Source organism: Methylosinus sp. PW1 (assembly GCF_000745215.1).
GTDB lineage: Bacteria > Pseudomonadota > Alphaproteobacteria > Rhizobiales > Beijerinckiaceae > Methylosinus.
In genome coordinates this window covers 2,357,259-2,378,880 of record NZ_JQNK01000009.1, presented here as the reverse complement: position 1 = coordinate 2,378,880, position 21,622 = coordinate 2,357,259, and the positions used below count along the sequence as shown (strand labels likewise).

General features: G+C 65.4%; 21 protein-coding genes. 10 read left to right on the top strand and 11 right to left on the bottom strand.

Annotated elements, in window-relative coordinates:
- Positions 1-8 precede the first annotated feature (8 nt).
- From bcsA to K369_RS20850, 3 genes are all read right to left on the bottom strand, one after another.
- Positions 9-2,297, bottom strand: coding sequence for a UDP-forming cellulose synthase catalytic subunit (gene bcsA / locus K369_RS20860; protein WP_245278259.1), 2,289 nt, complete (start codon positions 2,295-2,297; stop codon positions 9-11).
- 65 nt (positions 2,298-2,362) lie between these two features.
- Positions 2,363-3,178 (bottom strand): cellulose biosynthesis protein BcsS, encoded by an 816-nt coding sequence (gene bcsS / locus K369_RS24950; RefSeq protein ID WP_051949445.1) that lies wholly within the window; start codon positions 3,176-3,178, stop codon positions 2,363-2,365.
- A 199-nt stretch (positions 3,179-3,377) separates the two neighbouring features.
- Positions 3,378-4,172 (bottom strand): carboxylesterase, encoded by a 795-nt coding sequence (locus tag K369_RS20850; RefSeq protein ID WP_036293861.1) that lies wholly within the window; start codon positions 4,170-4,172, stop codon positions 3,378-3,380.
- A 177-nt stretch (positions 4,173-4,349) separates the two neighbouring features.
- Between K369_RS20850 and K369_RS20845 the strand changes: the two genes are divergently transcribed.
- Positions 4,350-5,567, top strand: coding sequence for a glycosyltransferase family 4 protein (locus K369_RS20845; RefSeq protein ID WP_036293859.1), 1,218 nt, complete (start codon positions 4,350-4,352; stop codon positions 5,565-5,567).
- A 105-nt stretch (positions 5,568-5,672) separates the two neighbouring features.
- Entirely contained in the window at positions 5,673-7,085 is a 1,413-nt protein-coding gene (lpdA, locus tag K369_RS20840) for a dihydrolipoyl dehydrogenase (RefSeq protein ID WP_036293857.1), read from the top strand.
- A 104-nt stretch (positions 7,086-7,189) separates the two neighbouring features.
- On the opposite strand, the gene K369_RS20835 is transcribed toward lpdA, so the two are convergent.
- A complete protein-coding gene (locus tag K369_RS20835) occupies positions 7,190-7,459 on the bottom strand; it encodes an usg protein (protein ID WP_036293855.1) in 270 nt (89 codons plus the stop codon).
- A 176-nt stretch (positions 7,460-7,635) separates the two neighbouring features.
- Positions 7,636-8,127, bottom strand: a complete 492-nt coding sequence (locus K369_RS20830; RefSeq protein ID WP_084570762.1) for a heme-binding protein — start codon at positions 8,125-8,127, stop codon at positions 7,636-7,638.
- 214 nt (positions 8,128-8,341) lie between these two features.
- Here K369_RS20830 and K369_RS20825 point away from each other — a divergent pair, with 214 nt between their 5' ends.
- Positions 8,342-8,911, top strand: coding sequence for a hypothetical protein (locus K369_RS20825; RefSeq protein WP_036293853.1), 570 nt, complete (start codon positions 8,342-8,344; stop codon positions 8,909-8,911).
- 21 nt (positions 8,912-8,932) lie between these two features.
- On the opposite strand, the gene K369_RS28005 is transcribed toward K369_RS20825, so the two are convergent.
- From K369_RS28005 to K369_RS20815, 3 genes are all read right to left on the bottom strand, one after another.
- Complete coding sequence (locus tag K369_RS28005; protein ID WP_018267130.1) at positions 8,933-9,067, bottom strand: hypothetical protein; 135 nt, start codon at positions 9,065-9,067, stop codon at positions 8,933-8,935.
- A gap of 213 nt (positions 9,068-9,280) precedes the next feature.
- Positions 9,281-10,273 (bottom strand): tyrosine recombinase XerC, encoded by a 993-nt coding sequence (locus K369_RS20820; RefSeq protein WP_036293851.1) that lies wholly within the window; start codon positions 10,271-10,273, stop codon positions 9,281-9,283.
- 56 nt (positions 10,274-10,329) lie between these two features.
- Complete coding sequence (locus K369_RS20815) at positions 10,330-10,650, bottom strand: DUF1476 domain-containing protein (RefSeq protein WP_036293848.1); 321 nt, start codon at positions 10,648-10,650, stop codon at positions 10,330-10,332.
- Positions 10,651-10,952: 302 nt separating this feature from the next.
- Between K369_RS20815 and purC the strand changes: the two genes are divergently transcribed.
- Positions 10,953-11,747: a phosphoribosylaminoimidazolesuccinocarboxamide synthase gene (purC, locus tag K369_RS20810; protein WP_018267133.1), complete on the top strand. Its 795-nt coding sequence runs from the start codon at positions 10,953-10,955 to the stop codon at positions 11,745-11,747.
- Positions 11,748-12,005: 258 nt separating this feature from the next.
- On the opposite strand, the gene hemA is transcribed toward purC, so the two are convergent.
- On the bottom strand, positions 12,006-13,292 hold the full coding sequence (gene hemA / locus K369_RS20805) for a 5-aminolevulinate synthase (protein WP_018267134.1): 1,287 nt from the start codon (positions 13,290-13,292) through the stop codon (positions 12,006-12,008).
- 266 nt (positions 13,293-13,558) lie between these two features.
- A complete protein-coding gene (locus K369_RS20795) occupies positions 13,559-14,869 on the bottom strand; it encodes a histidine kinase (RefSeq protein ID WP_036293844.1) in 1,311 nt (436 codons plus the stop codon).
- Positions 14,870-14,978: 109 nt separating this feature from the next.
- On the opposite strand from K369_RS20795, the gene K369_RS20790 reads away from it, so the two are divergent.
- Complete coding sequence (locus tag K369_RS20790; protein ID WP_036293842.1) at positions 14,979-15,599, top strand: response regulator transcription factor; 621 nt, start codon at positions 14,979-14,981, stop codon at positions 15,597-15,599.
- A 221-nt stretch (positions 15,600-15,820) separates the two neighbouring features.
- On the opposite strand, the gene K369_RS20785 is transcribed toward K369_RS20790, so the two are convergent.
- Entirely contained in the window at positions 15,821-16,453 is a 633-nt protein-coding gene (locus tag K369_RS20785; RefSeq protein WP_036293840.1) for a response regulator transcription factor, read from the bottom strand.
- A 103-nt stretch (positions 16,454-16,556) separates the two neighbouring features.
- On the opposite strand from K369_RS20785, the gene K369_RS20780 reads away from it, so the two are divergent.
- The 5 genes from K369_RS20780 (at position 16,557) to K369_RS20760 (ending at position 21,538) form a co-directional block, all read left to right on the top strand.
- Positions 16,557-17,951 carry a histidine kinase gene (locus K369_RS20780; RefSeq protein ID WP_036296092.1) on the top strand — a complete coding sequence of 465 codons (1,395 nt, stop codon included), beginning with the start codon at positions 16,557-16,559 and terminating at the stop codon, positions 17,949-17,951.
- Positions 17,952-18,044: 93 nt separating this feature from the next.
- Positions 18,045-18,449, top strand: coding sequence for a calcium-binding protein (locus K369_RS20775; RefSeq protein ID WP_036293838.1), 405 nt, complete (start codon positions 18,045-18,047; stop codon positions 18,447-18,449).
- A 28-nt stretch (positions 18,450-18,477) separates the two neighbouring features.
- A complete protein-coding gene (locus K369_RS20770; protein WP_036293836.1) occupies positions 18,478-19,662 on the top strand; it encodes an ABC transporter substrate-binding protein in 1,185 nt (394 codons plus the stop codon).
- Between the two features lie 74 nt (positions 19,663-19,736).
- Positions 19,737-20,789 carry a YVTN family beta-propeller repeat protein gene (locus K369_RS20765; RefSeq protein WP_084570829.1) on the top strand — a complete coding sequence of 351 codons (1,053 nt, stop codon included), beginning with the start codon at positions 19,737-19,739 and terminating at the stop codon, positions 20,787-20,789.
- The gene (locus K369_RS20760; RefSeq protein ID WP_036293834.1) at positions 20,786-21,538 is read left to right on the top strand and encodes an ABC transporter ATP-binding protein; all 753 of its coding nucleotides are present in this window, start codon (positions 20,786-20,788) and stop codon (positions 21,536-21,538) included. The genes K369_RS20765 and K369_RS20760 overlap by 4 nt, the downstream gene beginning before the upstream one ends.
- Positions 21,539-21,622: the final 84 nt, after the last annotated feature.

Sequence of the window (21,622 nt, the reverse complement as noted above, 5' to 3'; positions counted from 1 at the left end):
GAAAAGGATCAGACGTTCTCGTTCTTCGAAGACGGCGCGCGCTCCGCCGCGCGCGGCGCTTTCGCTTCCGCCGGCGGTCGCAGGCGCGGCGGGCGCCGGCCGAGGAGATTGGAGAGATCGGCGAAGGGCGGCGGCTCGCGCAGCGCAGCCTCGCTGGCGCGGGGGCGCAGATAGGCGAAGGCGCGCAGCGGCTCGATCACGCCCCACCAGAGAAACTGCACCGTGCCGGCGACAATGCCCTTGTGCTTGCGGCGCGCAGCCTGGAAACGCTCGAGCGCGGTCGCGTCGCCATACATCAGATCGGCGAGCGCGAGATGATCCTGCGGCTGCGACAGCGCGAAGGCGATGTGACGGCATCCATCCGGCGCGACGCCGATGATGCGCGCGGAAAGGCTGGGACGGCGCGCGGCGTCGGCGATGGAGTCGATATAGAGACGCCCTTCCGTCTCCTTCGCCGCGGCGATCGCCTTGGCGTCGGAATCGGTGGCGGCGCGCAGGCGGCAGCCGCCGGCGGAGACCTCCTCTATGGCGACGCGAACATGCTCCTCGCCGAGCACGAGCGCGCCGCGCCGCTCCACCAAAAGACGCGGGTGCGTCTCGCGGCGACGGCGCTCCGCCACAGCGCCGAGCGCGACGCCGGCGGTGACGAGATTGAAGACGTTCCACAAGCCGACGAAGAACATCAGCTGACGCACGCCGGGCTCCGCCACGCAGCGATAGACGGCGACGCCGGCGCCGAGCGCGAGCAGCCCATAGATGGCGAAGAAGGGCCAGGCGAGCTCGCTGAGACGATCCTGCGTCGGCGCGGAGCCTTTGGCGGTCACGTTGAAGGAAGGGCTGCGCGGCCGCAGAAAGACCGAGACGATGGCCTTGGACAGAAACACGCCCTGGCAATATTCATACAGCTCTGACACCCAGGGCCAGCGCACCTTGCCGAAGAGATAATTCTGCAGCATGGCGTTCACCACGACATAGGTCGCGGTATAGGCGATCGCCTCTTCTATGTTGGAGACGAAGATCTTCACATCGAAGAGAATGAAGGCGAGCGGCGCCAGCATGAAGACGAGGCGCGGGAAAGGAAAGAACCAGAAGCTCATGCTCGACAGATAGCCGAGCCGCTGCAGCGGCTCGAGGCCGCGCTTCAGCAGCGGATTGCGCAGCAGGAAGATTTGCAGCATGCCCTTGCACCAGCGCACGCGCTGGCCGATGAAGGCGGCGAAAGTTTCAGGCTGCAATCCGGCGACGAGCGGCTTGTCGACATAGACGCTGGTCCAGCCTTGCGCATGCAGCTCGAGCGCGGTCTCGCAATCTTCCGTGACGGAGACGCCGGAGAAGCCGCCGGCCTCGTCCAGCGCGGCGCGGCGCAGCAGAGCCGCAGAGCCGCAGAAGAAAGCCGCATTCCATTTGTCCAATCCGCGCTGGGTGACGCCATAGAACATCTCGTTCTCGGACGGCATGCGGCGGAAGGTGCGCAGATTCTGCTCGATCGGATCGGGATTGAGGAAGACATGCGGCGTCTGCACCAGGAAGAGCCGATCATCCTCGAAGAAATAGCCGATCGTCTCGCGCAGGAAGGAGCGGAAGGGCGCGTGATCGGCGTCGAGCACGACGACGATGTCGCCATCGACATGCTCCAGCGCGGCGTTGAGATTGCCGGCCTTGGCGTGCTCATTGCGCTCGCGGGTCAGATAATAGCAGCCGAGCGCGGCGCAGAGCTCCTGCAGAGCGGCGCGGCGGGCGCGGGCGCGCTCCGCGATCGCGGGATCGGGATGCGCGCATTTTTGATCCGTGCCGCCATCGTCGAGCAGATACACATTCAGACGATCGGCCGGATAATCCATGGATTTCGCCGCGGCGAGCGTCGTCGCGAGAATGGAGACGTCCTCGTCATAGCTCGGCGTCAGCACATCGACGATCGGCAGAGCGTCATCCTCTATCTGCGGCGCCGGCTCGCGCTTCAGCGGCTCGGCGTTGACGACGAGGGTGAGAAGCAGCATCGCGACGCAATAGAGCTCGGCGGCGAGCAATATGGAGCCGCAAGTCAGTCCGACCGGATCGGACAGCGGCGGCAGAGTGGAGGTGATGCGCCAATAGACATAGCGCAGCACCACGAAGAGCGCGAGCGCGATGAACAGCTGGCGCGCTTCCGCGCCGCGCGAGAACTTCCACAAGAGGGCGAGGAGGAAGATGACCGAAACGCTGGTCGCCAGCTGCGCCTGCACGCTCACCGGCTGTGTGGCGAGAGCGACGGCGACGCCGCCGAGAAGGAGAAAGGAGAGAAAACGCAAGAGAGACATGACGACGCCCATGAGCAAAGACGAACAACGAAACAGAAGCGGGAAGAAAAATTGCGGCCGTCGATCTAGAAAGCGATATGCGTGTCGAGAATTCCATAGGCGCCGCTGCCGCGCACGCGATCGCGCAGATAGCCGCTGGAGAGGCCGATCTGCAGCGCGCCGAATTTCAGCCCGGTGAGATGCGCGCCGGCGCGCCATTGCGAGAAATAATCATCGCCGAGCGCCAGCGCCTCCGGGCCGACATAGACATAATCGGCGAGCTCCACGCCGAACTTCAGCCGCGTGTAATAGGAATTATGCACGGTGGAATAATAGGCGATGAGCGCGACCATGGTGGAGTCGGTCGGGCGTGCGAAAGCCTCGACGCCGACCTTGGCGCCGGCGGAGACGCCGCGCACCTGATTGCCCGGATCGAAGGGCGACAGGCTGTGATTCATCACATCCGGGCCGACATAGAGAGCGACGCCGCCTTGATTGGTGACGACCTCATAGCCGACCATGAAGGAGCCGTCCTCCAGCGTTCCGTGCACGCGGCCATAGCCGGTATTGCTCGGAATGAAAGCGGCGCCGACGGGGACGTAGACGGGAAGATCGCTGGCGTCATAAGCGTATTTGCCGATGACGGTGGAAACGCGAATGCGCGGTCCGCTCTCCGCCAGCGAGCCGAAGGGCGCGATCTTGCCGATCGCGGCGCCGGCGATGGAGCTGCGCGACGTGCCGTCGACGGAAAGATCGATGGAAACCGTCGGCTGAGGCGTTGCCGGAGGCGGCGGCGCCGACGCCTCCGGCGTGGGGGCGCCCGTATACCAATCGGCGGCGCGCGCCGTCGACCAAATCGCCGCGAAGAACACCAGCGGCAAAGCTGTTCTCGAGAGCATCATGACTCTTCATTCCCAGGCCCGATCGGGCGACGCGCGCGGGAATGTCCGCGAATATTCGCGTCTCTCGATCAAGAGCGCCTGACATGGCGCCTTCCTTAAGAATGGAGGTTAATGGGACAATGTTTATTGAATGCTTTCGCGCTTCGCAAAGAAGCCGTTATGCCTAATGCGCGGTACTGCTCAGCTCACGCGCGCTGCTTCAGAGCGCCTCTATCGTAGTCGTGAGATGCGCGAGATCCTCGCTGCGCGAGAGACGATGATCGCCTTCCATCACCAAGGTCAGCACGACAGGATCGCAGGCGAGACATTCCATCAGCCGCAACGCGTGACGATAGGGCACATCCTCGTCGCGCATTCCCTGCATTATATGCACGGGCGCATTCACGCGAATGACATCCTCGAGCATGAGATGCGCGCGTCCCTCCTCGATGAGCCGACGCGTGATCGGCGTCGGCTCCGGCGAATAGGGCGAGGGACGCATCCATGCGCCCTCCTCGAGAATCGCGCGACGAATAGCGTCGTCGGCGTTCTTCCAGATGAGCTCCTCGGTGAAATCGACGGCGGGCGCGATGAGCACGAGAGCATGCGGACGACGGCCTTGCTCGTCGAGTCGACGCGCCATCAGCAGAGCGAGCCAGCCGCCCATGGAGCTGCCGACGAGAATTTGCGGGCCGCGCGTCGACGCCTCGAGAATGGCGAGGCTCTGCGCCAGCCAATCGCCAATCGTTCCATCCTCGAAACGGCCGCTCGATTCGCCATGGCCGGAATAGTCGAAACGGACGAAAGCGCGCCCCTCGCGCTCCGCCCAGGCGTCGAGATGCGCGGCTTTGGAGCCCTGCATGTCGGATTTGAAGCCGCCCAGCAACATCACGCCGGGACGCTCCGCCCCCGCGCCGCGCGCGGCGCGAATGCGCCGGGCGATGCGCCAGGGCTCCCGCCCGGCGAGGGCAAGATCGACGAAGCTCAGCCCCTCCTCGACGCCGTCCACAGCCATCGTCTCCCCGCCGCGCGGGCGCGCCGACCCGCAAATTAAAGGAATTTCATCGCTTGCTCAGTAACATGGTCCGATCCTGGGACCAAAGGGGCCATATTGCCGGCCCATTTCTGAGGCGAAGAGAGCCCCCGCCTCTCGACCAAGACGACGATCTCGTTTACTGGGCAGCTAGGCTCCATGCTAGAGAATTTCCACGCCTTCCCCTCGACCAGCCGTCCCCTCGCCGGTCGCGCCATTTTGCAGATCGTGCCGGCTCTCCAATCGGGCGGCGCCGAACGCACGACGATCGACATCGCCGAGGCGCTGCATATGGCGGGCGCGCGGTCGCTCGTCGCCTCGGAGGGCGGCCGCATGGTCAGCGAGCTGCAAGCCAAGGGCGGAGTGTGGCTCCCCTTTCCGGCCGCGACGAAAAATCCGCTCGCCATGGCGCTGAACGCCTACCGTCTCGCCCGCATTCTGCGCGAGGAGAACGTCGATATCGTGCATGCGCGCTCGCGGGCCTGCGCCTGGGTCGCGCATCACGCCGCGCGGCGAGCCGGCGCGCGCTTCGTCACCACCTATCACAGCATCTATGGCGGCGCCTCCGCCATCAAGCAGCGCTATAATTCCATCATGGCGGCGGGCGATCTCGTCATCGCCAACTCGCGCTTCACCGCCTGTCATATCGCCGAGCTCTATCCGCAAGCGACGCAGCGCATCGTCGTCATCGCGCGCGGGCTCGATCTGCGCGCCTTCTCGCCTTTCGCCGTCGAGCCCGCCCGCGTGGAGCGCGTGCGCTCCTCCTGGGGCGTGGCGCGTCACGAGCGCGTCGTGCTGCTGCCGGCGCGGCTCTCGGCGCGCAAGGGCCATGGGACGCTGATCGAGGCGGCGAAGCTGCTCGTCGCCGAAGGTTTTGCCGATGTGCGTTTCATTCTGGCGGGAGATGCGCCGAGCGCCGGCTTCCGCGCCGAGCTGGAGGCGCATATCGCGCGCGCCGGCCTCGTTGGAATCGTGCGCGCGACCGGCCATTGCTCCGATATGCCGGCCGCCTATCTCGCCGCCGCCGTCGCCGTCGCGCCCTCGACGACGCCGGAGGCCTTCGGCCGCGTCGCCATAGAGGCGCAGGCCATGGGCGCGCCGATCGTCGTCTCGGATATAGGCGCGGCGGTCGAAACCGTGCTCGCCCCGCCGCAAGTGGACGCGGCCGATTGCACCGGCTGGCGCGCGCCGCCCGGCGATTCCGCCGCGCTGGCGCGCGCGATTCGCGAGGCGCTGGAGCTGCGCCCCTCCGCGCGCGAGGGGCTGACGGCGCGCGCGCGGCTCCATGCGCAGACGCATTTTTCCGTGGAGCGCATGTGCGCCGCAACGCTGGACGCCTATGAGCGGCTGCTGGCGCCGCAATCGGCGGGCGCATGACGCGCGCGCGGAAGAAATGGTTCGACCTCACCCCTGCGAAGCGGATATTCTCCTTGCATAAAAGCTATCTAGCGATCGATCGCAGCGCGACAAAGGAGTTGGCGGATGGCATATGATCTCATCGTCATCGGCACGGGGCCGGGCGGCTATGTCTGCGCGATTCGTGCGGCGCAGCTCGGCCTCAAGACCGCCGTCGTCGAGAAGCGCGCGACCCATGGCGGCACTTGCGGCAATGTCGGCTGCATCCCCTCCAAGGCGCTGCTGCACGCCTCGCATATGTTCGAGGAGGCGGGCCACGGCCTTTCCGACCTCGGCGTGATCGTCGAGCCGCCGCGGCTCGATCTCGAGAAGATGATGAAGCACAAGGCCGACACGGTCGCCGCCAATGTCGGCGGCGTCGCCTTTCTGTTCAAGAAGAACAAGATCGATTCGTATCACGGCGCCGGCCGCATTCTCGGCGCCGGCCGCGTCGAGGTGACGGGCGAGAATGGCGCGACGCAGATTCTCGAATCGCAATATATCGTCATTGCGACGGGCTCCGCCGTGGCGCCGCTGCGCGACGTCGACGGCAAGGAGATCGCCTTCGACGAGAAGACGATTCTCTCCTCCACCGGGGCGCTGGAGCTCGAATCGGTTCCGAGGCATCTCGTCGTCGTCGGCGCCGGCGTCATCGGCCTCGAGCTCGGTTCAGTGTGGCGGCGGCTCGGCGCGCAGGTGACGGTGATCGAATATCTCGACCGCATATTGCCGGGCGCTGACGCCGAGGTCGCGACCCGCTTCCAGAAAATTCTCGAGAAGCAGGGCTTCGCCTTCCATCTCGCCGCCAAGGTCACCAAGATCGACAAGACGCCGGAGGGCGTCTCCGTCTCCTACGCCTCCACCAAGGGCGGCGGCGGCACGCCGATCACCGCGGACGCCGTGCTGATCGCCACTGGGCGCATTCCCTATACGGCGGGCCTCGGCCTCGAGGAGACGGGCATCGCCACCGAGCGCGGGCGCGTCGTCATCGACGAGCATTTCCGCACCAATGTGCCGGGCATTTTCGCGATTGGCGATGTGGTGCGCGGCGCCATGCTCGCCCATAAGGCGGAGGAGGAGGGCGTCGCCGTGGCGGAAATCCTCGCCGGCCAGGCGGGGCATGTGAATTACGGGGTGATTCCGTCTGTGGTCTATACGATGCCGGAGGTCGCCTGGGTGGGCCTGACCGAAGAAGAGGCGAAATCGGCGGGAATCGCCTATAATGTCGGCAAATTCCCCTTCTCCGCAAATGGCCGCGCGCGCGCCAATCGGCAGACGGAGGGATTCGTCAAAGTTCTGGCCGACGCCGCCACCGATCGCGTGATCGGCGTGCATATTCTTGGCTCGGACGCCGGCGAGCTGATCGCCGAAGGCGGCGTGCTGTTGGAATTCTCCGGCGCGGCGGAAGATCTCGCCCGCACCTGCCACGCGCATCCGACTCTGTCGGAGGCGATAAAGGAAGCGGCGCTCGGCGTCGCCAAGCGCTCGATCCATTTGTGACGGGCTCGCGTCTCCTTCTCCCGCCTGCGGGAGAAGGAATTGCGCCGTTCGATTGCGGAAAAGCTTTCCGTCTCCTTCTCCCATTCGAGGAAGGATTCGCGCCCTCAATGCAGACGGAACTCCTTGTCCACCAAGGAGATTTCCGCCGGGCGAATGAGCCCGCTATGCGCCACTTGCACCGAGTGGAGCCGTCCGTCGAGGCTCCTCTGCCAAAAGTCCAGAAACTTCCGCAATTGCGGAAATTCGGGCTGCAGATCGTAGTCCTGCCAGATGTAGGACTGCATGATCGCGGGGTGATCGGGCAGACGGTAGAAAATATTGGCAGTCGTCAGCCCATAGCCTTCGAGCATTCGGCGAAATTCGCGCGACGCCATCAGACGCCTCCTCTTCGATCGCATGAACGATAGGTTCGACTGCGATCATCATGCAAGGCGAATGCCGAATAATCTTTTAAAAACAAATCGCTAGCAGCAGCAGCGAGCGAGTGCTGATGATAAGGGCGTCCGCGCTCCGAAAAATCGGGGAGCGCGGACGTTCTCGCGTGCGAAACTCACTGCGTGAGAGTGTCCGCGCCGATTTTCGCGACTTGCGCATCCTGCTGCGAGGTCGCGCCGGAGACGCCGATCGCGCCGATGATCTCGCCCTTGTAGACGAGCGGAACGCCGCCCTCGAGCGGGGTGACATTGGGCAGGCTCAGCAGAGCGACGCGGCCGCCGGCGACGGCGTCCTCGAGCGCCTTGGTCGGACGCTTGAACAGGGCCGAGGTGCGCGCCTTGCGCGTCGCGGTCTCGGAAGAGGAGGCCTGCGTGCCGTCGAGGCGCTGCAGATAGAGGAGATTGCCGCCGTCGTCGACGATGGCGATCACCACATTCCAGCCGTTCTTGACGGCTTCCGCCTCGGCGGCGGCGGCGGCCTTCTTGGCGCCGTCCAAGGTGAGGGAGAATTTCTGCTTCACGCCCTTGTTGTCGCCCTCTGCGGCGGCGGCGCCGGACAGGGTGAGGAAGAGAGCGCCGAGAGCGGCGGCGGCCGTGAGGAAGCGCATTTGTTGTCTCCAATGTCTATAGAACTACTATAGTAGAATACGCCGAAAGGTTCTCGTCAAGGCGCGGACTGCGCCGAAAGCCGCCCGCGATCGCCGCGAAGTTGTGGCGCGGCCGGGGGAGAGCGCGTATTTCTGTTCACGGCCCAACCCTTTGCGCATCGGCGCCATGATGGAGCGGGACAGGACGAAACGCCCGGGAACAGGACGAAACGCCATGGAATCGATCGGCCGCCGCCTCACGCGCGCATTCTGGTTCAGCCTCGCCGTGCTGTTCCTCGTCGAGAGCTGGCTGTGGGACCATGTGAAGCTGTGGCTGCTGCGCCTCGCCGCCGCGCTGGGCGTGAAGGAGCTGGAGGCGCAGCTGCGCGGCTTCATCGCCGGCCTCACGCCCATTGCGACGCTGGCCGTCTTCGCCCTGCCGGCGATCACGATCCTGCCCTTGAAGCTGCTGGCGGTGGCGGCCATCGCCCATGGCCATGTGCTCGCGGGGCTGGCGGTGATCCTCGCCGCCAAGACGCTGGCGCTCGGCGTCACCTCTTTCCTCTTCGACGCCAGCCGCGAGAAGCTGCTGCAGCTCGCCTGGTTCGCGCGCGTCTATGATCTGACGCTGCGCGTCAGCCGCTGGGCGCATGAGCGGGTGGAGCCGTTCAAGCAGAAAATTCGGGAGGCGAAGGATTATCTGAAGGCGCAGATCGCCCGCGTGCTGGGCGAGGAGGGCCGCTCGCTGTTCTTGCGCAAGCTGGCCCTGTTGCGCGCCCGCGTCCGCCGCCGCGACGCGGCGTGACCGAAAGCTCGGCTCCGCCGCTCAGCGGCAGAGCGCATAGCCGAGACAGGCGTCGGCCGAAGCCGCCTGTCCCGAGGTGACGATGATCCATACGCCATAGGCGAAAGCCATGACGAGCACCACTCCGAGCAGAGACAGTCTCGGCGTCTGACCCATTTTCCCCTCCACCGATCGCCGGCGCCCGTCCCCGTACGGGACGCCGTCAACCTGCCTGAGCCGGAAAATCGCGCGCGTGCGCGAGAGCACGATGCGAAAAACCAGCGGCTTCGCAAGGTAGGAAGGGCGGAGCCAGAAAAAGGCGAGACCTCGCCAGGATTCAAAATTTCAGCGAGGAAGCGCTTGACGAGATCGTTCGGAATGTAAGCGAAATCAATTCGATTTCGAATTGTCGCGGCCGCGGGGATGAGCCGAGCGCCAAGCGTCCAAAAGCCGGCTCTTGTCGACGGCGGCGTAGATCTGCGTCGTCGAGAGCGAGGCGTGGCCGAGCAGCTCCTGAATGCTGCGCAAATCGCCGCCGCGGCCGAGCAGATGCGTCGCGAAGGAATGACGCAGCGCATGCGGCGTGGCGCTCGCCGGCAGGCCCAGCGCGCCGCGCATTCTCTCCACGGCGAGCTGCAATATGCGCGGCGAGAGCGGCCCGCCGCGCGCGCCGACGAAGAGCGGCCCGCCGGCGAGCTGATAGGGGCAGAGCGAAATATATTCCTCTATCGCGCGCCGGACCGGCTCGATGACCGGCACGACGCGCGTCTTGCCGCCCTTGCCGGCGACGGCGATGCGGTCGACGGCGCCGATGGGCGCGCGGTCGCGCTCGATCGACAGCGCCTCGGAAATGCGCAATCCCGCGCCATAGAGCAGCGCCAGAGCCGCGGCGTCGCGGGCCAGGACCCAAGGCTCGCGCGCCTCGCCGGCGCGGGTCTCGGCGCGGGTGAGATCGCGCGCGTCGGCGACGCTCAGCGCCTTGGGCAGGCTGTGCGGCTTTTTGGGCGCATGGACGGCGCCGAAGACATCGGTCTTGGCGAGGCCCTTTTTCTCGAGGAAGCGCATGAGCGAGCGCACCGCCGCCAGCGCGCGCAGCAGCGAGCGATTCTCCAGCCCCTCGGTCCGCCGCCGCGCCATGAAGGCGCGTATGTCGGCTGGAGCGAGCGCGCTCAAAATAGCGGCGTCGGCCGGCGCGCCCTTGTGCTCAGCGAGAAAGGCCAGAAAAAACCGCGCGTCACGCGCATAGGCGTCGAGCGTATGGCGGGAGGCGCGCCTTTCCCCGGAGAGATGCTCCAGCCAGGCGAGCGCCGCCGCGACGATATCGGGCGCCGCCGGAAAGGCGGCGCCCGATCTTTTGGTTGCGGCTCTTGGGGAATCGCGCATGGGATAAGTGGTGGCGCGCGGCGATAAAGGAAGAGTAAAGCCGCGCCGCTTCGCGCTCAGCCCTGTTTCAGCTCGAGCCGAGCCTTCTCCAGCAATTCATCGAGAGTGCGGCGAAGCTGATGGTCGGACTGCTCGACGCCCGCCGCCGCGAAATCCGCCTTCACCGAGGAAAACACCCGCTCATCGGCATTGGCGGAGGCCTCGGCGACGACCAGAGCCTCGGCGTAGCCTTCCGCCTCCGGCCCTGATTTGCCTAGCTTTTCCGCCGCCCACAGGCCGAACAGCCTGTTGCGCCGCGCCTCGGCGCGGAACTGGAGCTCCTGCTCGTGGGCATAGCGTTTCTCGAAAGCCTCTTCCCGGTTGTCGAATATGCTCATGACGACCCTCGGATGTTTCCTTCGGCAAGCGCTCGGATGGCGCAGGATCGAATCTAGGAGATTCGCCCTAGTTTCCAATGACGTTCGCGCAATTAACGAAAAATTCGGTCAAGTTGTGTCCGCCCCTCGATTCGGCTAGTCTCTTCTGGCGGGTTGTAACCGCGGCTGGAACAGGATAGGACCCGGTTCGATCCGCGGCCATGCGAACGCCGCTTCGGACGGGACGTCGCTCTTCCCGAGCCTAGCGCTCTGAGGGAGACGATCGTCACGCTGGAGCCGAACCGAGGAGCCACGGGCCAGTAATGGATTTTCTCAAGCCCCGGTTGATCCCGATGAATCGCCGCCGCCGCATCTACGAAGGCAAGGCCAAGGTCCTCTACGAGGGTCCGGAGCCGGGCACCTTGATTCAGCACTTCAAGGACGACGCCACCGCTTTCAACGCCAAAAAGCACGAGGTCATCGACGGCAAGGGCGTCCTCAACAACCGCATCTCGGAATTCGTCTTCCAGCACCTCAACGACATCGGCGTGCCGACGCATTTCATCCGCCGGCTGAACATGCGCGAGCAGCTGATTCGCGAGGTGGAGATCGTTCCGCTCGAGATCGTGGTGCGCAATGTCGCGGCCGGCTCGCTGTCCAAGCGCCTCGGAATGGAGGAAGGCACGCAGCTGCCGCGCTCCATTATCGAGTTCTATTACAAGAACGACGCGCTCGACGACCCGATGGTCTCCGAGGAGCATATCACCGCCTTCGGCTGGGCGAGCCCGCAGGAGATCGACGACATCATGGCATTGGCCATTCGCGTCAATGATTTCCTCTCCGGACTCTTCCTCGGCGTCGGCATCCGCCTCGTCGACTTCAAGATGGAGTGCGGGCGGCTGTGGGAGGGCGACATGATGCGCATCGTCGTCGCCGACGAGATTTCCCCCGACTCCTGCCGCCTGTGGGACATCAAGTCCAACGACAAGCTGGACAAGGATCGCTTCCGCCGCGACATGGGCGGCCTCGTCGAGGCCTATACGGAAGTGGCCCGCCGTCTCGGCATCCTTCAAGAGAATGAGACGCCCCGCCCGAGCCAGCCCAAGCTGGTGCAGTAAGGCGGAATAAATCGGTGCCGACGCCCGCACACCCACACGTTTTGAGCGCAGATCCTTCTCCCACTCGTGGGAGAAGGTGGCCCCGCGAAGCGGGGTCGGATGAGGGCTCGCGCCGCCGCGGCGACCTTTTCGAAAACCTTCATCGCGCCTGAGAGCCCTCATCCGACCCTCGCTGACGCGAGGGCCACCTTCTCCCGCAGGCGGGAGAAGGATGCGCAAATCTTTCCGATTTTCGCGGCTCCCGAGAGAGCCCGCCGCTCACTGAGCGGCGAGCTTGATCTCGGGATAGGTACAGCGCTCGCGGCTTTCCGCATCGATATGCAGATGCTGCGGCGCTTCGACGAAGGGGATGCCGAGCGTCTGCCACACATCCGCCACCGCCTCCACCAGAGCGACAATATGCTCCGGCGTGTGGCGCGGGGTCGGGGTGATGCGCAGACGCTCCGATCCGCGCGCGACGGTCGGATAATTGATCGGCTGGATGTAGATGTCGTGGCGCTCGAGCAGCATGTCGCTCGCGGCCTTGCACAGCTCGGCGTCGCGCACCATCACCGGCACGATATGCGAGCCATTCTCCAGCACCGGCAGGCCAGCGGCGGCCAGCGCATGCTTGGTGATGTGCGAGGCGCGCTGATGCGCGGCGCGAAGATCGGAACGCGCCTTCAGCAGCCGAACGGCGGCGGTCGCCGCCGCGGCCACGGCGGGCGGCAAGGCGGTGGTGAAAATGAAGGAGGCCGCATAGCTGCGAATGGCGTCGATGACGACACGGTCGCCGGCCACATAGCCGCCGAGCGTGCCGAAACCCTTGGCCAGCGTGCCTTCGATGACGTCGATGCGATGCATCACGCCCTCGCGCTCGCAGATTCCGCCGCCACGCGCGCCATACATGCCGACGGCGTGAACCTCGTCGATATAGGTCATCGCGCCATAACGTTCGGCCAACGCGGCGATTTCGGCGACCGGGGCGATATTGCCGTTCATCGAGTAGAGGCTCTCGAAGACGATGAGCTTGGGCCGCGCGCCGGCCTCGATCAGCAGCTCCTCGAGATGGGCGAGATCATTGTGGCGGAAGATCTTGCGCTCGGCGCGCGAGCGCTTCACGCCCTCGATCATCGAATTGTGATTGGAGGCGTCGGAGAGAATGACGCAGTCCGGCAGCAGATCGGCGATCGTCGAAATGGCCGCGAGATTGGAAATCCAGCCCGAGGTGAAAACGAGCGCGGCCTCCTTGCCATGGAGGTCGGCGAGCTCGCTCTCCAGCTCAACGATCGCATGGCTGGTGCCGGAGATGTTGCGCGTGCCGCCGGAGCCGGCGCCGACGCGCGAAGCGGTCTCCACCATTGCGGCGATCACATCCGGGTGCTGCCCCATGCCGAGATAGTCGTTGGAGCACCAGATCGTCACATCGCGAATCGAGCCGTCGTCGCGATGCCAGACCGCTTGCGGAAAGGTTTCCACACAGCGTTCGAGATGGGCGAAGACCCGATATCGGCGTTCCTCCTGGAGACGAGTGACCGCCGTCTCGAAAAAGCGCCGATAGTCCATGTGACGACCCTTCATACCGCGATAGGAGGCCGATACTCTTGGCCCCGCGCGGGACGCCTGCGCGATGGAACCGCGCTGCTCCCGCTTTGTGCGTTTTGCTACATAAACCATCCGAAGAGGCTTGGCGAGAGGCAGATCGTCGCGCCGAGACGAAGTCACGAAAAGGCCACGAATCCTTTTCTCTGCGCGAGCGTGAGCGTGAAAAAATTTCCCGTTTCGGCGCGCAATTTCATTTTGCGCCGCACAATGGTCGACGGACGATATCTCTAGAGAGGGAGACGCGCCACCAGCAGCGCGCCGCGCGGCTCCGCGGATTCGAACGTCAGCCGTCCGCCGAGCGCGGCGACGCGCTCGGCCATGCCGCGCAGCCCTATGCCTTCGCGCGCGCCCTGCGCCACGCCGGCGCCGTCGTCGCGCACGGCGACGCGCAATTCCGTCTTGCCGCAGGCCTCTATACGCTCCACTGTCACATCGACGCGCGTGGCGCTCGCATGGCGGAACACATTGGTGAGCCCCTCCTGCACGATGCGATAGGCGGTGAGGGCGATCGACTCGTCGAGCGGCTCCCCGGCCTCGTCGATATGGAGGCCGATCGCGACATCGGCGTCGAGATCGCGCCAGCCTTGGGCGAGCGCCTGCAGCGCGCCCTCGAGGCCCATCTCATCCAGCGCCGCCGGCCGCAGCCGGCCGAGAATGCGGCGATTGACCTGCTGCAGCGCGCCGAGCTGCGCATCTATATTCAGGCAATCTTCCCGACCTGCGCCCTCGAGCTTGCGGGCGAGCGCGCCGAGCCCGGCGCGAATGCTGAACAGAAACGGGCCGATCTCGTCATGGAGATCGCGCGCGATCTCGCGCCGCTCCTCGTCCTGCACATGAATGATGCGTTCGACCAAGGCGCGGTTTTCCGCGTCGAAACGCGCGAGCGTCTCCGCCAGCGCATCGACCCGGCCGGCGATGGCGACGAATTCCGGCGCATCGCCGGCGACCATGCGCACGTCGCGATCGCCATGCTCGATGCGCCGCAGCGCCTCGGCGAGAGTGGAGACCGGCGCGAGGGCGCGCGAGACGACGACCGACACCACGCCGAAGCCGGCGAGCGCCAGAGCCGCCGCGCCCAGCGCCAGCGCCCAGACTTCTTCCCAAATCTCATCGATCTCGTCGCCCGGCTCGGCGACCAGGGCCAGCTCGCCGCGCAGCCGGCCGCGCCCGTCCAGAGCGATGCGCGTCTCGCTGGGCGGCCCGGCGACCAGCGCCGCGAACCAGGCCGGCGCGCGCCGCTCCTCGACCGAAGCCCCCCGGGCCTCGCCGGAGCCGACCATGAAGATATGAATGTGCCGCAGCCGATCGACATCGGCGAGACGGCCGCGCAGCGCGGCGAGCGGATCGTCGCTCTCCTCGACGCTGGCCAGCGCCGTCGCCACGAACTCGCGCGCGAGGCGCGCCGTGCTGTCCGATTCGGCGCGCACGCGCGCGGCGGCGTGCAGCGTCAGCAGGCCGACGCCCAGGGCGAGGCCGACCGCGAGCGTCGCGCCGAGCAGCGCCAGCAGCCTGGCGCGCAACGACAATCCTTTCAGCATGGACCCCGCCTTTGCAAAGCGCGGCGACTTTACGTAAGGGTAGCCGCTGGTCAATCCATGCCGGCGCTTCGGAGCGAAGCGTCCCGAAACGAGGCGTCGCGAGCGAAGAATGCGTGTCCTGATCGTCGACGATCATCCGATCATCGTCTCCGGCTGCGCTTCCATGCTCTCCGGCGAAGGCGACATAGAAGCGCGCGACGCCGGCGACGCGGAGACGGCGCTGACGCTCTTCGTCGAATGGCGGCCGGATATTTCCGTCGTCGACATCAACCTCCCGGGCGCCTCCGGCTTCGAGCTGACGCGCCGCATGCTGCGCCACGACGAAGAGGCGCGCATCGTCATCTTTTCCATGAACGACGATCCGATCTTCGCCGCGCGCGCGATAGAGGCCGGCGCCCGCGGCTATGTGACGAAGAACGACGATCCGTTTCTGCTGCTGCGCGCGGTGCGCGAGGTGGCGGCGGGCGGCGTGTTCATGATGCCGCGGCTCGCCAATCGGCTCGCCTTCGACAAGACCGCGGCGCTCGCCAATCCTCTGGCGGAGCTGAGCTCGCGCGAGCTGGAGATTTTACGCCTGCTCGGCAAGGGCTCGAGCATGACCGAGATCGCCGACGCGGTGCATGTGTCCTACAAGACGATCGCCAACACATGCTCGCTGCTGAAGCGCAAGCTCGGCGCGCGCACGCCCATGGATCTCGTGCGCATAGCGATAGAGCAGCGCCTGGCGTGAAGGGCGTTTCTCCCTTCTCCCGCTCGCGGGAGAAGGTGTCGCGCGAATGCGCGACGGATGAGGGCTCGAGAGCGCCTTCTTCCAAAACTTCCCGATAGAAATGTCTAAAAATTCCCGCGCGGATAAATCGGCAATTCTGAACACGATGCGCCCTCATCCGCCCCTCGCCGACGCGAGGGCCGCCTTCTCCCACGAGCGCGAGAAGGCGCGCGCGCCGAGATTCACACCAATTCCTTCGCCAATTTATTCTCGACGGCGATGCGGATGAGATCGGCGCGCGAGCGCGCGGCGAGCTTGCGCTTCAGCAAGGAGCAGCTATTCGCCACCGTCTTGTAGGACACGCGCATGATATGCGCGATCTCCGCCATTCCCTTGCCTTCGGCCAGCAGGCGCAAAATCTCCAGCTCGCGGCCGCTCAGCCCCTCGAGCGGATTGGCGCCGTGCTTCTGATCGAAGAAGGCGAGCTTTTGCGCCACCTGATTGGAGAGATAGCGCTCGCCCGCGGCGACCATGCGCACCGCCTTGACGAATTGCGCCGGATCCTCGCTCTTGGCGAGATAGCCCTTGGCGCCATGCTCGATGGAGCGCGCGGCGAAGACAGGATCGTCATTCATGGTGAAGACGATCGCCTTCGTATCCGGCTTGCGCTTCAGCATGCGCCGCAGCAGCTCGAAGCCCGAGAGCCCCGGAAGATTTATGTCGAGCACAATGACGTCCGGCTGCGCGGAGGCATGCGCCTCGAGCGCGGCGTCGGCGTCACGCGCCTCCAGCACTTCTATGTCCGATTGCCCGGACAACATGCCGCGGCATCCGGCAATCACCATGGGATGGTCGTCGACGATCAGCACGCGCATCGGGCATAGCCATTGTTCTAGAGAAGATTACTATGCGAATGCAAAAGCTTGTTTGTCAATCTTCGGCGCTCGCGCCGACGCGACGCCAAAGTGGGAGCGTTCCATGTCCTTGAAGGCGAGGCTCGGCTGGCTCATCGCCATCGTCCTCACGGCTATGCTCGCGGTCAATGTGGCGATCATGATCGGCCACGCCGGCCCGCGCGTGCGCGCCGAAGCGGAGAGCATAGAGCATTTGTCGCATGAGCTGGTCGAGACCGCGCTCGCCAGCGTGCAGGAGACCAAGGATCCTATCCCCTCGCTGCGCAGGCTGTTCGACAATCTGCGCAATCTGCGCCACATAGAGATAGAGATATTGCCCAATGACGATATCGCCCCGAGCTTCGACTCGAAGTGGCGCAAGGAGATGCAGACGGGCGTGCCGGACTGGTTCGTGCGCCTGTTCGCGCCGACGCCCAAGATCGACATCATTCCGGCACGCATCGGCGACGTTCAATATGGCAATATCGCCATCATTTTCGATCCGGTGGACGAGCTCGCCGAGATCTGGTCCGACCTCTTATGGCTCGGCGCCATCAGCCTCGCCGTCACATTGCTGATGCTGGCGCTGGTGCTGACGCTGCTGAGCCGCACGCTCTCGCCTTTCGATTCGCTGGGGCGCGGCTTGGCGCGGCTCGAGGCGGGCGAGAAGGATGTGCGTCTCGATCTGCGCGGCGCCTCCGAATTCAGGAATATTTCCCAAAAGCTCAATTCGCTCGCCGCGACGCTCGATCGCGTGAAGGAGGAGAATCATTCGCTCATCGATCGGCTGTTCGCCGTGCAGGATTCCGAGCGTCGCGACATCGCCCGCGATCTGCATGACGAAGCCGGCCCTTGTCTCTTCTCCATCCGCGCCGGCGCGGCGACGCTCGTCGCCGCCGCCTCGGGAAATTTTCCCGATCCCGAGCTGCTGCGGCGCACCTGCGCGAATATAGACGCCGCCGGACAGGCGCTGCAGACCTTGCTGCGGCGAATGCTCGAGCGGCTGCGCCCGCCGGCGATGAGCGAGCTCGGCCTCGAGGCCGCGTTGCGCGGGCTCTTCGCCTCCTGGACCGGCAGCCGCGCCGATGTGCGGCTGTCGCTGCGCATCGCTCATGATCTCTCCTGCCTCGACGAGAAGATCGCGCTCACCGCCTATCGCGTGGTGCAGGAATCGCTCACCAATATTTTCCGCCATTCTTCGGCCGCCAACGCCGAGGCGCGGCTCGAATTCGTCGAGGCTCCGCCCGAGCTCGCCGGCGCCGAAGCGCTGCGCGTTCTCGTCGAGGACGATGGCGTCGGCCTGCCGGAGGAGCGCAGATTCGGCCTCGGCCTCATCGGCATGAGCGAGCGCGTTCATACGCTCGGCGGCGTGATGCGCATGGAGCGCCGGCCGGAGGGCGGCACGCGGATAGAGGTGCTGCTGCCGCTGCCCGAGGTGGAGGAGGCCGAGGCGGAAGAGCGCGAGAGCGACGATCTGTAGCGGAGCCATGCGCGAAGGTACGCTTTGTGCGATCGGCCGGCTCCGACTATATTGGGAGAATCTCGCGATATTCGTCGGGAAACGGAGGCAAGTATGACGACCAAATTTCACATTATCGCTCTCGGCGCCGGACTTTGCTTCGCATCGGCCATGGTCGCGCAACCGGTTTTCGCCGCGCCTTCGCCGATCAAGAGCTTCGACACCGATAATGACGGCACGCTCGATCTCGCCGAAGTGAGCAAGGCGGCGGCGGCCGTCTTCGACAAGCTCGAGAAGGACAATGACGGCACGGTCGACCGCAAGGAGGTCGGCGCGCGCATCTCCAAGAAAGATTTCGCCGCCGCCGATCCCGACGATGACAAAACGCTCACGAAAGAGGAATATCTCGCCCTCGTCGCCAAGCTGTTCAAGGCGGCGGACAAGGACGACGAAGGCACGCTCGACGCCAAGGAGCTGAAGTCCAAGGCGGGCCAGGCGCTGCTGAAGCTGATTCGCTGAGCGAAAGAAGGAGCGGCCGACTAGCGTCATGATAAAGCGTTGCGTCATCGGGGCGTCGGTCGCCGCCATTCTCGCCACAACGCCCGCCGCCGCCGAGCCGCTGCGGGTGAAGCTCGGCGTGCTGCGCCAGCAGCACTCCAGCGAAACATTGTCGATCCTCGACCTCCCGGCCGAGGACGACACTCTGGCCGGCGCGCTGATCGGCGTCGCCGACGACAACACCACAGGCCGGTTCACCGGCCAGAGCTATGAGGCCATCGACGAGAAGCTCGCGCCCGGCGACGACGCGGTCGCCGCCGCGCAAAAGCTGCTCGACCAGGGCGCCGTGGCGATACTCGCCGATCTTTCCGCCGACGATCTTCTGCATGTCGCCGACGCGCTGAGGACGCGCGATGCGCTCCTCCTCAATGTGAGCGCGGCGGACGATAGGCTGCGCGAGGAAGACTGCCGCGCCAATGTCATTCATGTCGCGCCGACGCGCTCCATGCTCACAGATGGGCTGGCGCAATATCTCGTCTGGAAGCAATGGCGCCGCTGGCTCGTCATCAAAGGCTCGCACCCGGCGGACGAGCTGCTCGCCGCCGCCTATCGCGCCAGCGCGAAGAAATTCGGCGCCAAGATCGTCGACGAGCGCGTCTATGTCGACACCGAGGGCGGGCGCCGCTCCGATTCCGGCAGCGTGCAGACACAGCGGCTGATTCCGCCGCTGACGCAGGGCGCCAGCTATGATGTGCTGATCGCCGCGGACGAGAGCGAGGTGTTCGGCAATTATCTGCCCTATCGCACTTTCGATCCGCGCCCGGTCGCCGGCGCGGCGGGGCTCGTTCCGACGAGCTGGGACGCCTCGCATGAGCAATGGGGCGCCGTGCAGCTGCAAAACCGCTTCCGCGCACAGTTTCATCGCGGCATGAACGCGCGCGATCATCAGGCCTGGATCGCCGCGCGCATGGTCGGCGAGGCCGTCACGCGCGCCGCCTCGGCTGATCCGAAGGCGCTGCGCGACTATCTTTTGGGTCCTGAATTCACCATTGCGGCCTTCAAAGGCGTGCGCCTGTCGCTGCGGCCCTGGAATCGTCAGCTGCGCCAGCCTATCCTGCTCGGCGACGGCCGCATGATCGTCTCGGTGTCGCCGCAGGACGGCTTCCTGCATCAAACCTCCGAGCTCGACACATTGGGCGTCGACAAGCCCGAAACCAAATGCAGGCTGAAATGAAAACGATCAGAAATCTCGGCGCGCGATTCCTTCTCCCGTTTACGGGAGAAGGTGGCCCGGCGCAGCCGGGTCGGATGAGGGTCCGTTCGAGACAGCTCGGCGGCTCGCCCTCATCCGTCGCGCATTCGCGCGACACCTTCTCCCACAAGTGGGAGAAGGGGAGCGCGCTGGTTCAGCCGCTCGCTATTTTCGCTCTTCTTCTCGCCTCTCCCGCTCAGGCCTTCACCGCCTATGTCAGCAATGAGAAAGGCAATAGCGTCACCATCATCGACACCGACAAGATGGAGGCGATCAAGACCATCAAGGTCGGGCGCAGGCCGCGCGGCATAGAGATCTCCAAGGATAATTCCGAGGTCTATATCTGCGCCGGCGACGACGACACGATTCAGGTGCTCGACACCAAGACGCTCAAGATCACCGGCAATCTGCCCTCCGGCCCCGATCCAGAGCTGATGATATTGAGCCCCGACGGCAAGACGGTCTATGTGTCCAACGAGAACGACAATCTCGTCACCATGATCGACACCAAGACCAAGCGCCAAGTGGGCGACGTGCCTGTCGGCGTCGAGCCGGAAGGCATGGCGGTGAGCCCGGACGGACGCATTCTCGTCAACACGTCCGAGACCACCAATATGGCGCATCTCATCGACACGCAGACGAAGCAGATCATCGCCAATGTGCTCGTCGACGCGCGCCCGCGCTTCGCCGCCTTCAAGCCGGACGCGTCCGAGCTGTGGGTGTCATCGGAGATCGGCGGCACCGTCGCCGTCATCGATCCGCAGAGCCATAAGGTGACGCAGAAAATCCGCTTCGAGATTCCGGGCCTCTCCAAGGAGGCGATCCAGCCGATCGGCATCGCCTTCACCAATGACGGCAAGCGCGCCTTCGTCGCGCTCGGCCCGGCCAATCGCGTCGCCGTCATCGACACAGCGACGAAAAAGATCGAAAAATATCTGCTCGTCGGCCAGCGCGTCTGGCATCTCGCCTTCACGCCGGACGAGAAATATCTCCTGACCGCCAATGGCGTCTCCAATGACATCTCCATCGTCGACGCCGCCAGCCTGAAAGTGCTGAAGTCCATTCCCGTGGGCGCCTTCCCCTGGGGCATTGCGGTCGCCACCAAATGAGCGCGGAACCGTTCGCGCTCGACGTCGCGCATATCGGCCACAGCTATGGCGCGCGGCGCGCGCTGGACGATGTGAGCTTCTCCGTCGCGGCGGGAAGCTTCACCGTGCTGCTCGGCCTCAATGGCGCCGGCAAGAGCACGCTCTTCTCGCTCATCACGCGTCTCTACGCCGCGCGCGAGGGAAAGATCGCGATCTTCGGCCATGACGTCGCGCGCGAGAGCGGCGCGGCGCTGCGCCGGCTCGGCGTCGTCTTCCAGGCGCGCACGCTCGATCTCGAATTGAGCGTGATGCAGAATTTCATCTATCACGCCGCGCTGCACGGCATAGGAGCCGGCGAGGCGAAGCGACGCGGCGCCGCGCTGCTGGAGCGCGCCGGCCTCGCCGATCGCGCCAAGGACAAGGCGCGCGATCTCTCTGGCGGCCAAATGCGCCGCGTCGAAATATTGCGCGCGCTGCTGCACGAGCCGCGCCTGCTGCTGCTCGACGAGCCGACCGTCGGCCTCGACATAAAGGCGCGCGCCGATATTCTCGCGCAAGTGCGCGCGCTCGTCTCCGAGCGCAAGCTCGCCGTGCTGTGGACCACGCATCTCATCGACGAGGTGACGCCGAGCGACGATGTCGTCGTGCTGCATCAGGGCAAGGTGCTGGCCGCCGACACATCGGCCAATATCATGGCGGCGACAAAAACCGACAACATCGGCGCCGCCTTCGAGCGCCTGACCGGCGCGAAGGCGCGGGACGCGGCGTGATGCGGCCCTTGCGATGCGAGCCTGAAGGCTCGCGGTCCGCCTCACGCCATGGACCGCGAGCCTTCAGGCTCGCTCTCAGAATGG

Coding starts and splice junctions, on each gene's coding strand:
- bcsA (WP_245278259.1), bottom strand. CDS start 2,297: ATGTCTCTCTTGCGTTTTCTCTCCTTTCTCCTTCTCGGCGGCGTCGCC.
- bcsS (WP_051949445.1), bottom strand. CDS start 3,178: ATGATGCTCTCGAGAACAGCTTTGCCGCTGGTGTTCTTCGCGGCGATT.
- K369_RS20850 (WP_036293861.1), bottom strand. CDS start 4,172: ATGGCTGTGGACGGCGTCGAGGAGGGGCTGAGCTTCGTCGATCTTGCC.
- K369_RS20845 (WP_036293859.1), top strand. CDS start 4,350: ATGCTAGAGAATTTCCACGCCTTCCCCTCGACCAGCCGTCCCCTCGCC.
- lpdA (WP_036293857.1), top strand. CDS start 5,673: ATGGCATATGATCTCATCGTCATCGGCACGGGGCCGGGCGGCTATGTC.
- K369_RS20835 (WP_036293855.1), bottom strand. CDS start 7,459: ATGGCGTCGCGCGAATTTCGCCGAATGCTCGAAGGCTATGGGCTGACG.
- K369_RS20830 (WP_084570762.1), bottom strand. CDS start 8,127: ATGCGCTTCCTCACGGCCGCCGCCGCTCTCGGCGCTCTCTTCCTCACC.
- K369_RS20825 (WP_036293853.1), top strand. CDS start 8,342: ATGGAATCGATCGGCCGCCGCCTCACGCGCGCATTCTGGTTCAGCCTC.
- K369_RS28005 (WP_018267130.1), bottom strand. CDS start 9,067: ATGGGTCAGACGCCGAGACTGTCTCTGCTCGGAGTGGTGCTCGTCATG.
- K369_RS20820 (WP_036293851.1), bottom strand. CDS start 10,273: ATGCGCGATTCCCCAAGAGCCGCAACCAAAAGATCGGGCGCCGCCTTT.
- K369_RS20815 (WP_036293848.1), bottom strand. CDS start 10,650: ATGAGCATATTCGACAACCGGGAAGAGGCTTTCGAGAAACGCTATGCC.
- purC (WP_018267133.1), top strand. CDS start 10,953: ATGGATTTTCTCAAGCCCCGGTTGATCCCGATGAATCGCCGCCGCCGC.
- hemA (WP_018267134.1), bottom strand. CDS start 13,292: ATGGACTATCGGCGCTTTTTCGAGACGGCGGTCACTCGTCTCCAGGAG.
- K369_RS20795 (WP_036293844.1), bottom strand. CDS start 14,869: ATGCTGAAAGGATTGTCGTTGCGCGCCAGGCTGCTGGCGCTGCTCGGC.
- K369_RS20790 (WP_036293842.1), top strand. CDS start 14,979: ATGCGTGTCCTGATCGTCGACGATCATCCGATCATCGTCTCCGGCTGC.
- K369_RS20785 (WP_036293840.1), bottom strand. CDS start 16,453: ATGCGCGTGCTGATCGTCGACGACCATCCCATGGTGATTGCCGGATGC.
- K369_RS20780 (WP_036296092.1), top strand. CDS start 16,557: ATGTCCTTGAAGGCGAGGCTCGGCTGGCTCATCGCCATCGTCCTCACG.
- K369_RS20775 (WP_036293838.1), top strand. CDS start 18,045: ATGACGACCAAATTTCACATTATCGCTCTCGGCGCCGGACTTTGCTTC.
- K369_RS20770 (WP_036293836.1), top strand. CDS start 18,478: ATGATAAAGCGTTGCGTCATCGGGGCGTCGGTCGCCGCCATTCTCGCC.
- K369_RS20765 (WP_084570829.1), top strand. CDS start 19,737: ATGAGGGTCCGTTCGAGACAGCTCGGCGGCTCGCCCTCATCCGTCGCG.
- K369_RS20760 (WP_036293834.1), top strand. CDS start 20,786: ATGAGCGCGGAACCGTTCGCGCTCGACGTCGCGCATATCGGCCACAGC.